The sequence below is a fragment of the Terrilactibacillus tamarindi genome, from assembly GCF_009718825.1.
GTDB classification, from domain to species: domain Bacteria; phylum Bacillota; class Bacilli; order Bacillales; family Sporolactobacillaceae; genus Terrilactibacillus; species Terrilactibacillus tamarindi.
Map to the genome: position 1 here is coordinate 1 of NZ_WNHB01000037.1, position 10,953 is coordinate 10,953.

Annotated in this window: 11 protein-coding genes; 4 read left to right on the forward strand and 7 right to left on the reverse strand. The window is 36.5% G+C overall.

What is annotated here, in order from left to right; translation table 11 throughout:
• Positions 1 to 379 precede the first annotated feature (379 nt).
• Together GMB86_RS14990 and namA are read left to right on the forward strand one after the other, a co-directional pair.
• A complete protein-coding gene (locus GMB86_RS14990) occupies positions 380 to 1,663 on the forward strand; it encodes an ammonium transporter (protein WP_155221307.1) in 1,284 nt (427 codons plus the stop codon).
• A gap of 218 nt (positions 1,664 to 1,881) precedes the next feature.
• A complete protein-coding gene (gene namA / locus GMB86_RS14995; RefSeq protein ID WP_155221309.1) occupies positions 1,882 to 2,904 on the forward strand; it encodes an NADPH dehydrogenase NamA in 1,023 nt (340 codons plus the stop codon).
• Here namA and rnz read toward each other — a convergent pair.
• Positions 2,874 to 3,812, reverse strand: coding sequence for a ribonuclease Z (rnz, locus tag GMB86_RS15000; RefSeq protein ID WP_155221311.1), 939 nt, complete (start codon positions 3,810 to 3,812; stop codon positions 2,874 to 2,876). The genes namA and rnz overlap by 31 nt on opposite strands.
• Before the next feature lie 239 nt (positions 3,813 to 4,051).
• Entirely contained in the window at positions 4,052 to 5,257 is a 1,206-nt protein-coding gene (locus GMB86_RS15005; RefSeq protein WP_155221313.1) for a DNA polymerase IV, read from the reverse strand.
• A gap of 353 nt (positions 5,258 to 5,610) precedes the next feature.
• Between GMB86_RS15005 and GMB86_RS15010 the strand changes: the two genes are divergently transcribed.
• On the forward strand, positions 5,611 to 5,862 hold the full coding sequence (locus GMB86_RS15010; protein WP_155221315.1) for a DUF2651 family protein: 252 nt from the start codon (positions 5,611 to 5,613) through the stop codon (positions 5,860 to 5,862).
• Position 5,863: 1 nt separating this feature from the next.
• On the opposite strand, the gene GMB86_RS15015 is transcribed toward GMB86_RS15010, so the two are convergent.
• Complete coding sequence (locus GMB86_RS15015) at positions 5,864 to 6,577, reverse strand: cytochrome c biogenesis CcdA family protein (protein ID WP_196220254.1); 714 nt, start codon at positions 6,575 to 6,577, stop codon at positions 5,864 to 5,866.
• Positions 6,578 to 6,706: 129 nt separating this feature from the next.
• A complete protein-coding gene (locus GMB86_RS15020) occupies positions 6,707 to 7,825 on the reverse strand; it encodes a M20/M25/M40 family metallo-hydrolase (RefSeq protein WP_155221319.1) in 1,119 nt (372 codons plus the stop codon).
• A 133-nt stretch (positions 7,826 to 7,958) separates the two neighbouring features.
• Here GMB86_RS15020 and GMB86_RS15620 point away from each other — a divergent pair, with 133 nt between their 5' ends.
• Positions 7,959 to 8,099 (forward strand): hypothetical protein, encoded by a 141-nt coding sequence (locus GMB86_RS15620; RefSeq protein WP_196220255.1) that lies wholly within the window; start codon positions 7,959 to 7,961, stop codon positions 8,097 to 8,099.
• Positions 8,100 to 8,404: 305 nt separating this feature from the next.
• Here GMB86_RS15620 and GMB86_RS15025 read toward each other — a convergent pair whose 3' ends face one another.
• From GMB86_RS15025 to GMB86_RS15035, 3 genes are all read right to left on the reverse strand, one after another.
• Positions 8,405 to 9,166: a sulfite exporter TauE/SafE family protein gene (locus GMB86_RS15025; protein ID WP_155221326.1), complete on the reverse strand. Its 762-nt coding sequence runs from the start codon at positions 9,164 to 9,166 to the stop codon at positions 8,405 to 8,407.
• A gap of 186 nt (positions 9,167 to 9,352) precedes the next feature.
• Positions 9,353 to 10,174, reverse strand: a complete 822-nt coding sequence (gene pheA, locus GMB86_RS15030; RefSeq protein ID WP_155221322.1) for a prephenate dehydratase — start codon at positions 10,172 to 10,174, stop codon at positions 9,353 to 9,355.
• Between the two features lie 190 nt (positions 10,175 to 10,364).
• Positions 10,365 to 10,790 carry a BrxA/BrxB family bacilliredoxin gene (locus tag GMB86_RS15035; protein ID WP_155221324.1) on the reverse strand — a complete coding sequence of 142 codons (426 nt, stop codon included), beginning with the start codon at positions 10,788 to 10,790 and terminating at the stop codon, positions 10,365 to 10,367.
• Positions 10,791 to 10,953: the final 163 nt, after the last annotated feature.

Consider the following 10,953-nt stretch of genomic DNA (forward strand, 5'->3'; position numbering starts at 1 on the left):
TTATGATAAAAGATAAAAAAACGAGAGAACTTCACAAAATAAGTTCTCTCGTTTTTTTAAATAAGGTTTCTAGGTTAGATCAATGCAGGATTTGGACAGAGTAGACTCAACACCAAAGGCAAAATTGAGTTGATCAATACTACCCATTAATATAGTCATTACACACTATTTTCTATATTATGGTATTTTAACAGGACTAATTATTCGTGCATAAAGTTTTATTATACCGTATTAGATACAAAAGTAAAACTAAAATTAGAAAAATTAACTAAATTAACAAAAAAGTAAGAAAACATATTTTATTTTTTAAAAAATAGTGTTACTTTTACTAACATAGTATGTTATAATTTTTTCAACAAAGAGAGAGGAGCTACAATTAATGAATGATGTTAAATTTATGTTGGATTCTTTATGGGTCATCATTGCTGCCATCTTAGTTATCGGTATGCAGATGGGATTTGCTTTACTTGAAACAGGCTCTATACGTGCAAAAAATGCAGGTCACGTTGCAGGTAAACAAATTCTAAGTTTTGCCATTGCATCACTAGCTTTTTGGGCCTTTGGTTTTGCCATTACTTTTGGTAACGGAAATGGGTTCTTTGGAGTCCATGGATGGTTCTTAGGTAACGAAAAAGCATTTGACTCAGTTTCATGGATGAATATTCCTTTATCAATCAAGTTCTTATTCCAACTTTCTTTTGCAGCTGTATCTTTAGCAATTGCTTGGGGCGGTTTTGCAGAACGCGCAAAATTAGTGGTCTACTTTATTTTCGGTATTTTGTTTACTGTACTTATTTATCCTGTAGTAGGTCACTGGGTTTGGGGTGGCGGTTGGCTTGCCGAAATGGGTATGCAAGATTTCGCAGGTTCAACAGTTGTACACTTACAAGGCGCTATTGCTGCTTTAATTGCAACCATTTTATTAGGCCCACGTATTGGTAAATTCAATAAAGATGGTTCACCAAATACAATTGGTGGTCATAACATGGTTTACACAGTCATGGGTGGTTTTATTCTTTGGCTTGGATGGTTTGGTTTTAACGCTGGTAGTACAGGTGGAACAGCAGATGGATTCTTTGGTTATGTAGCCTTAACAACTAACTTAGCCGCTGCTGCAGGTGCAATTGCCGCCCTCCTCACAGCTATGGCAATGTCAAGAAAAGCTGACATTGGCGCAATGGTAAATGGAGTTCTCGCTGCTCTTGTAGCTATCACGGCATCTTGTGCGTTTGTTGCTCCTTGGGCTGCAGTCGTCATCGGTGCTGTTGCAGGGTCTGTAACTTATTGGACTTCCGTTTACTTCGAGAAAAAAGGTATCGACGATCCAATTTATGCTTTCTCTGTTCATGGTATTGCTGGTGTTATTGGTACACTTTCAACAGGTTTCTTTGCTACAAAGGAATTAGCCGTTGTTGGTAAACCTGGTCTATTCTACGGTGGTGGACTTCACCAACTTGGTGTTCAAGCATTAGGTATTGTTACTGCAGCCGTTTATGTAGCCATCGTATCCTTCATTGTTCTTGCTATTCTTAAAGCAACAGTTGGTCTTCGTGTGAAAGCTGAAGATGAAATGGCTGGACTTGATATTGCTGAACATGGAGCTTATGGTTACCCAGAAACATTTGAAACTGGGAAAAATCAAAACCAAAATAAAGCACTCTGATTTCTTATAAAATTTAATTAACAAAAAAACTTCACGTTAAACGTGAAGTTTTTTTTGTTAGCTAATGTAAAATCCTTTTAAATTATTTTTACAACATTTTTCTTTAATATAACCTTAATTTAAGTCGCTTTAATTGAATTAAAGATCCACACATGTAAAAATAATATAATCATTCAAATGCTGGTTTTTTGAAATAATAAAATGAGGATGTGAATATATTGCAATCAAAACTTTTTACCCCATATAAAATTAAGGATGTAACACTTAAAAACCGTATTGTTATGGCCCCTATGTGCATGTACTCAAGTGATGAAAACGGACATGTAAACGATTGGCATTTAACTCATTATACGAGCAGGGCTATTGGACAAGTTGGTTTAATTATTATTGAAGCCACAGCTGTAAATCCGAAAGGACGTATCTCCGCTTCCGATTTAGGTATATGGTCTGATGAACATATTGAAGGATTAAAAAAGTTAACCACTTTAAATCATAAATATCAAAGTAAGATAGGCATTCAACTTGCTCATGCTGGGCGAAAAGCACAACTTAAAACCCAACCATTGGCCCCTTCAGCCATCCCGTTTAATGAAGAGTATCAAACACCTCATGAACTCTCCATAGAAGAAATCAAACAGACCATTTATGATTTTAAACAGGCTGCAAGAAGAGCAAAAGAAGCGAACTTTGATGTCATCGAGATTCACGCAGCCCATGGTTATTTAATTCATGAATTTTTGTCTCCCCTGTCGAATCAGAGAAAGGATCAATATGGTGGATCAGAAGAAAATCGCTACCGTCTCTTACATGAGGTTATTGAGGGCGTAAAGGAAGAATGGTCAGGACCATTATTTGTTCGAATTTCAGCGAACGATTTCACTGAGGGTGGAAACACTCCAGATACCTATGTCCCTTATGCTGAAAAAATGAAAGCTCAAGGGGTTGATCTCATTGACGTTAGTTCCGGTGCATTAGTTCCCGCACAAATAGATGCGTTTCCTGGCTATCAAGTCCCTTATGCAGATCAAATAAAAAATGAAGCTGGCGTAGCAACAGGTGCGGTGGGTTTAATCACTCATGCTTTTCAAGCAGAAGAAATATTAAAAAATAATCGTGCTGATCTTATTTTTATCGCAAGAGAACTTTTACGTGATCCTTATTGGCCTAAGACAGCTGCAATTACTTTGGGTGAAACGATTGATACTCCGGTTCAATATGAACGGGGCTGGCGATTTAAATGATACGTCCAGCCATCAGTCGCAAGATACGTATTTAAAAATAGTTTTTTTGCTTCACCCAAAAGACGTTCATGATCTGTTTTAAGATAACGAGAACTTATATGCGTTAAAATTAAGGCGGCTACCTTCGCCGCCTTTGCTATTTGAGCGGCTTGGAACGTCGTCGAATGGTAATAATCATGTGCAAGGTTGGATAGTTTCTCTTCAAAAGTTGCTTCATGGATTAAAAGATCTACATTCTCTGACAAACTTTTTGCTGTTGAGCAATATCTTGTATCCCCTAACAAGGCAAAAGTACGTCCTTTTTTATTAGGACCAATAAAATTTGAAGTTTTTAGAATTTCTCCACTTGGTAGGACAACCTCTTTTTCGGTTTTAATGGCTTTATATATAGGGCCTGGCTTAATGCCCTTCTCTGTTAGTTTATCTACGAGTAATTCGCCAGGTTGATCCTTTTCAACAACACGAAAACCAAAACTCGTTATTCCATGCTCCAATGGCTCTATCTGGATAGAAAAGTGTTCCGTATCAACAATATGGCTGGACTCTTCAATTTCAGTAATGTGCAGAGGGTATTTAATATGTGTTGAAGATACCTTAAGTGATACATCTATAAAAGCTTTTATCCCTTTTGGTCCAATGATATTTAGAGTTTCCGTCCCTCCTTGAAATGATCGACTACCTAATAATCCAGGAAGTCCATAGATGTGGTCACCATGGAGATGAGATATAAAGATTCTATTTATTTTTGACAGCTTAATAGGTGATGAAAGGATTTGGTGCTGTGTCGCTTCTCCGCAATCGAATAGCCAAGTGTGGCCTTTATACTCTGGAAAGGACACAGCTATGGCTGAAACATTCCGCTCCTTTGCAGGAATTCCTGCTCCAGTGCCCAAAAAAGTAAAATTCATATTTCTCTCTCACACTTTCTTTAGTGTTTTACATACTAGTTAATCTGAATTTTTTATTAATTCATTCATTCGTCCTTTTGTTTAATTTATCGCCATAACGGGCAGTAAGACCCCCACCTCAAGATTCTGACTAGTCAAAGAAGATAGGTGGGGGGTCAACTGCCCGTAAAGGTCCGATTGGTTCAGCTAACCATCAGTGGGGATGAAGAAAATCCCCACTAATGGAAGCTTCACTTTATTTATTCATTATTTATCTTTTTTCCATTTTTAATCATACTTGAAGCTATTTTTAAGGCATTATTTCCATATTTGTTTGTTACAGTGTTTATCAAATCAACAACAGGTTCTTTTTTCAGCTCATCTTGATAGGTAAAAAGATCTAACTGGGTTGTAGAGTCCGCAAGAGCCTCAAAAGAAGTTAATGTTATACCAAGTAGACGTACTGGACGATCATCCCAGTGGCGATGAAAAAGTTCCATGGCTTGAAAAAGGATATCTTGTTTGGTTATAAGTGGTGTTTTTAATGTCTTATTTCGTGTGACATTCTTCCAATCAAAATAACGAATAACTATGCTTATTTGGTAGCTAGCAATATGCTCTCTTTTTAGCCTAAAGGCTATTTTTTCAGATTGCTTTGAAAAAACCTCTTTAACGATAGTCAAATCAATTGTATCAACCGGTAAAGTTGTGGAATGACCAATACTTTTGTATCGATCCTCAGATTCAGGATCGACGGGTCTGTCATCCCATCCATTCGCATGATTGAATAACGAAATACCTGGCTGCCCTAACTGTTCAGAAATACGTAACCGATCAATTTTAGCTAAATCACCTATGGTATGAATGTTCATTTTCTTTAGTTTTTCCTCTGTTTTCGAACCAACCCCATGCATATCTCCAATTGGGAGATTCCATAACGTTCTAGGTAAATCCCTTTTACGAAGAATCGTTAATCCCATCGGTTTTTGCATATCAGATGCCATTTTGGCTAAAAATTTGTTTGGGGCAATTCCAATGCTGCAAGGCAGTTTTAAAGATTTATATAAATATCGTTGAATCCGTTTAGCTAAATGTACCGGGTGTATATCTGATACTAAAGAAGACACATCCATATATCCTTCATCGACCGATACCTTCTCGACTAATGGTGTCATACGTCTCAGAATATCAAAGATTTGTTTCGATGTCTCTCGGTATAAAGTCATATTAGGATGTTTTACAATAAGTTGCGGACAAAGCTGTCGTGCTTTCCAAATAGGCATGGTTGTTTTAACACCTTTTGCTCGTGCTTCATAACTACTTGTGACTATAATCCCTCGCCGATCTTCTACACGTCCAGCTATGGCTAAAGGTTGGCCAGATAGTTCTGGATGATGAGCAATTTCGACTGATGCGTAAAAACAATTCATGTCAATATGAAAAATGACCCGATGTCCACTTGCCATAGTAATACCCCCAACATATACTAGTGTTTATTGTAGAACATTTATTCTTATTTATCAAATAAGAGGTTGTTCAAAAAGCCACCAAATGATTAGCTGCGAATCTCCGACGCTATCCAAGAGGATCTTCAACTAAAATCGCTTACGTCCTGTGGCTGGCGCCTAAAGCCACCACATCCTGTGGAAGGCCGGTTCTCAAGAACTCAGGAACTATGCCGCTCTTATCTTCTTGCTTCTAATTTAAACACTCACTTTTAATAATATTTATCTTTTGAGCTATACTTTTGATAGAACATTCAGTTAAAATAGAAGATAGATTATATTACTCAATTTTATAACAAAAGGAGGATATAGGCTTGAGTGATTTTTTAAATCAATTTACATTTGTATTTCTGCTGTTTCCTTTTTTAAGCCTTGTTATTGGTATTGTTTCTTATCTTTATTTTCGAAAATTTTTTATAGCCCCAATGGTTATCGTTTTTCTTAGTTTTATCCTCTCTTTGACCATCTATGATATGAGTTTTCTAATTCTAGCAACTCTTTATACATTACTTTCCATTGCCGCTGCTTTGTTAACAAAATTTGGTTTATATTGTGCTAGAGATTGATTCAAAAGCCCATAAAGCCTTGAAAGACATGTGATATTAAATAAATACTTATTTTTTTAATCCAATCAAAGTATAGAAATAACCCCATCATAAACATGAAATAGCCAGAAACAGTTCTTAATACATGGCTTAATCGGTAAAACACAGACATTTTCCCTATCCAAAAAGAAAACAGAAAAAAGGGTAATGAAAATCCAACAACATAAAAAATCATATACCATAAAAATTGGTCAGGGTTTGAATAACCAAGAAGGAGAATGGCTGCTAATATCGGACCAGTACACGGAGTCCACGCAGCTGCAAAAGTCATACCCATTAAGATTGATCCTAGATAACCAACCGGTCGAATGTTAAATACGATGCGTCTTTCCCGCGTGAGGAAAGAAGGACGTATAATCCCGATGAGAAACAAACCTAAAAGAATTAGAACCAAAGCACCTACCTTCCGAAGGATATCACGAATAGACAAGAGATAATGGGACAAATACGTACCAGACATACCGAGCACGATAAAAACAAAAGCAAAGCCAAGCATAAACAAGACCATGTGAAGTAAAGCCTGCTTGCGGAGGTTAGGAGGTAAGTGCTTTGTTTCTTGCTCTTGTAACGTTACGCCAGTTAGATAGGATATAAAACCAGGGTACAAGGGTAGGGTACAAGGTGATAAAAAAGATAACATTCCTGCACCGAAAGCCAAAATGATATTAAGATCCATAAGCTTGTCCTCTCTTATCATAATCATTCTATTTAAATAGATATGACGATAAAAGCGATATTATGGTTTTTAATTGGAGTTGGGAAAAAAACAGAAAAAGGATCCCATAATAGAGACCCTTTTTCTATATTATTTATTGGCTACTTCTTGAATAATAGCTAAAACTAATTCCCCTGTTTTTACAAGTTCCGTAATCGGCATTTTTTCATTCGTGGTATGAATATTTTCATAACCAACAGCAAGATTCACTGTAGGTATGCCATGGCCTGCAAGGACATTAGCATCACTTCCTCCTCCACTTTTTAAACATTTTGGAGTTCGTCCAATGGAAGAAATGGCGTTCTTAGCAACTTTTACGACATGATCTTCTTCATTAAAATGAAAACCTGTATACATATATTTGATGTCTACTTCTGCTTTACCACCCATTTGCTCTGCTGTTTCCTCAAATGCCTTTTTCATTTTCTGTAATTGAATGTCCAATTTCTTTGGATCAAGTGAACGGGCTTCAGCTAGAATTTCAACGAAATCACACACAATATTCGTTTGTCTGCCTCCTTGGAAATGTCCAATATTGGCTGTTGTCTCTTCATCAATACGACCTAACGGCATCTTAGAAATGGATTTTGCTGCTACGATTATGGCCGATACCCCTTTTTCAGGAGCTATACCTGCATGGGCTGTCTTTCCGTAGACTTTAACAAAAAGCTTTGCTTGAGATGGTGCGACAGTGATAATATCACCCACGGGTCCATCGCTATCTAATGCATAACCGTATTTTGCTTTGAGATGCGACACATCCAAGGCTTTAGAACCAACTAGCCCTGATTCTTCACCGATCGTTATCACAAATTGCAGGGTTCCGTGCGGTGTATTGGTTTCTTTTAAAACACGAATAGCCTCAAAAATCGCCGCAAGTCCCGTTTTATCATCTGATCCAAGAATGGTTGTTCCATCAGACACAATATATCCATCCTTTATTGAAGGCTTTATGCCCTTGCCTGGAACAACTGTATCCATATGAGATGTAAAATAAATGACGTCTGCATCGACATTACCCTTAAGGGTACATATCAGATTATTTGCACCGTGTCCCGTTTTCTCCTTAGCATCATCTTCTTCTACTGATAATCCTAAAGACTCAAACTTTGCCTTTAACACTTCAGCTATTTTTTCTTCATGTCCAGTTTCTGAATCTACTTTTACCAATTCAAAAAATTCTTTGACCATACGTTCTTGATTGATCATTTGATATCACCTTTCAATATGACAGAATATGTATCACTCTTTCATCTTATCATAATCTTTCAATTTAATTCATTCACGACATCTCTTACCGTGAATGGTTTAGAGTAGGTCATTTGCATTCGAATGTTTATTAGTGCGTGTTCAAAAAGGTGACAAATTAGAAGCAAGAAGGTCAAGGCGGCGCCGTTTTGAGGACCGGAATGTAGGTTTTTACTACATGAGGACCGGCATTCCACAGGATGTGGTGGCTTCAGGCGCCAGCCACAGGACGTGAGCGGCTCTAGTTGAAGATCCTCTTGGATAGCGTCGGAGATTCGCAGCTTATCATTTGGTGACTTTTTGAAGTACCTCTATTAGATATTCTTTCAAACTTGATATACTTTTGTTACGATAGAAAATAGGAAGTCCGACATTAATAATTGATGAACAATTACCTAGGAGGTTTTGATATGTCAAATAAATTCATGAAAATGGTCATTTATATCGTCATTGGTGTTTTAATTTTAACCTTGTTCTCAAGTGCCATTGCTACAGTATTTCAATAAAACCGTCTAGTTTTTATTTAGCCGGTTTTTGTTTTTATAGAACTAAAAATATCGCACCAAGTGTTGGTACTAAAACCATGGCTATTTTTAAGTAAATCTCAGGCACGCGTTTCGTAAATTTTGCTCCTATGTAAGAGCCCACCATCGTCCCGATTACAACAGCAATCAGCAGTTTAATATCTAAATATCCTAACCGATAATTATTCTCTCCTCCAGCTAGGGCGATTGGAATAATGACAAGCATCGTGGTTCCTGCGGATTTTTGGACAGACAACCCAAATAAAATCATTAAACCAATTTGAATGAATGGCGTAGAGCCTATCCCAAATAGACCAGATAAAACACCCGTCACAAAACCAACAGTGATCGCCGCAAACCAAAAGCGTAATCCTATGGGGACTTTATCTTCCTGTATTGTATCCTTTTTACGAGAAATTAAAATCATTCGCCCCCAAAGTATGACGGCCGATAGTAATAATATACCTGCTGTCATCCATCTTAAAATATGTGAATCAATTTGAGCTGAAAATCCAGAACTGATCCAAGCTCCAACAGCACCAATTAATCCTACTGGAATTCCTACTTTTAATATTGTATTGCCTTCTCGGTAATGGCTAATGGCACCAGAAACGGATGAAAAAAACATGGCCGATAAAGCTGTGCCAAGAGCCGTATGAATAGAAAATCCAAAGATAGTGGTTAAAATTGAAATAATGAAACCTGAACCACCTGCCCCAACAAATCCAAGACACACACCAACTGCAAGCATGGTTAATGCAACAATAACCATACACATCACCTCTTTACTTACCACAAAGCTGATAATCATAATATGTTACATTAATAATTATCTCATATAATGATTCGTATGGCATATAATCATTGTGACAACATTTTTATTCTGTTAGCAAAGATATGATAATTTGCTAGGAAATTTAATATGAAAAAACACTTTCATTAAGATTAGAAAGTGTTTTCATCTTTATTTAAGAATTGTGGTCTTATAACTTCCTAGAAAATCAACCTTATGTCCAAATGTCTCTAAAATAATTTTTACTTTCTGTGCTCGTTCCTCATCGTAACCCATTTCTGCCTCAATAAAAAAGCGATAGGTCCCCAACTTTTTCCTTGTAGGTTTCGATTCGATCCATGTTAAATTGATACCTAATCCTGAAAAAACATTGAGAATTGATGAAAGCATCCCCACGTATTCTGTGGATGGTGTGACAAGAATCATCGTTTTATCTTGAATCTTTTTAATTCGGTGATTTTTACTTAAAACGATAAAACGCGTATGGTTATGTTCACTATCTTGAATATCTTTTTCAATGATTTGAAGTCCATATAAACCGGCTACCCATTCTGATGCAATCGCTGCCCTACTTTTATTTCCTTGTTCCATAATTACCTTCGCCGCATTTGCTGTGCTATCAACATGTTGACTTAAAAATTCATGACGTCTAATATAATTTCGACATTGATCTAATGCAGGTGTAATAGAGATGACCTCGGTAATATCACTAATCTCCGAACCTTTCAAACCAATCAGATTCAAAGATACAGGAAAAATGACATCTGCATTGATTGATAAATTGAACATCATTAAACCATCAATACTCATGTCAATCGTTCCTGCTATTGAATTTTCAATTGGCACGATACATTTATCAACATCATCTATACTGACAGCTTCTATCGCTTCATATATTGATTTTTTCGGAAATAATTCTGTATTTTTTGGAAAAAAGCGGGTTGCCGCTTCTTCTGAAAATGTTCCCCTTGGGCCAAGATAAGCAACTTTCATAATAAATCTCCTTCGTGACTTTTCCTTGTGTTACTTTATTTAAGCATTTTTTAACGTAAATTCATAGACCTATTAGTATAAATATTTCTATTAATTGATTATTTCTAGCTTCTTGATAGATAAAAAAATATGTAAAAAAAGACTGACTTCAAAAGCATTATACTTTTGAAGTCAGCCTTTTTAACTCTGTTTACTTACAATACTCATCAAATAACGATTCAATTTTATAAGCAACTTGGCTAGGATCATGACCTTCAATCTCATAACGCTCAATCATTTTTAAAATCTTGCCATCCTTTAATAAAGCAAAAGATGGTGAAGAAGGTGGATATCCAGTAAAGTATTCACGAGCTCTTTCCGTTGCTTCCTTGTCTTGTCCTGCAAATACCGTAACAAATTGATCTGGTTTCGTTGCAACATTCACTGCATAGGCAGCTGCTGGACGGGCAATTCCTCCTGCACAACCACATACAGAGTTAATCATAACAAAGGTTGTTCCATCTTTCGTTAAGGCTTTATCAACCTCTTCAGGAGTCTTTAATTCTGTATATCCAGCTTCAACAATTTCATTGCGAGACGTTTGAACAACATCATTCATATAGAAATCAAAATTCATACTCGTTAAGACACTTCCTTTCTATTTCTCTTATCGACCATTTGTATCTTCTTATGGTTTAATTCTATTTTAACGAAGATCTTCCTAAAATCAACTATTCGGTTTTATTTTTGGTAAATGGTATTGAGATTGAGCCTCTTTCTGATTTATTGAGTCTCTTTCT

Excerpts from the sequence above, each read along its gene's own strand:
- GMB86_RS14990 (WP_155221307.1), top strand. The coding sequence starts at position 380 with ATGAATGATGTTAAATTTATGTTGGATTCTTTATGGGTCATCATTGCT.
- rnz (WP_155221311.1), bottom strand. The coding sequence starts at position 3,812 with ATGAATTTTACTTTTTTGGGCACTGGAGCAGGAATTCCTGCAAAGGAG.
- GMB86_RS15005 (WP_155221313.1), bottom strand. The coding sequence starts at position 5,257 with ATGGCAAGTGGACATCGGGTCATTTTTCATATTGACATGAATTGTTTT.
- GMB86_RS15015 (WP_196220254.1), bottom strand. The coding sequence starts at position 6,577 with ATGGATCTTAATATCATTTTGGCTTTCGGTGCAGGAATGTTATCTTTT.
- GMB86_RS15020 (WP_155221319.1), bottom strand. The coding sequence starts at position 7,825 with ATGATCAATCAAGAACGTATGGTCAAAGAATTTTTTGAATTGGTAAAA.
- GMB86_RS15025 (WP_155221326.1), bottom strand. The coding sequence starts at position 9,166 with ATGTGTATGGTTATTGTTGCATTAACCATGCTTGCAGTTGGTGTGTGT.
- pheA (WP_155221322.1), bottom strand. The coding sequence starts at position 10,174 with ATGAAAGTTGCTTATCTTGGCCCAAGGGGAACATTTTCAGAAGAAGCG.
- GMB86_RS15035 (WP_155221324.1), bottom strand. The coding sequence starts at position 10,790 with ATGAATTTTGATTTCTATATGAATGATGTTGTTCAAACGTCTCGCAAT.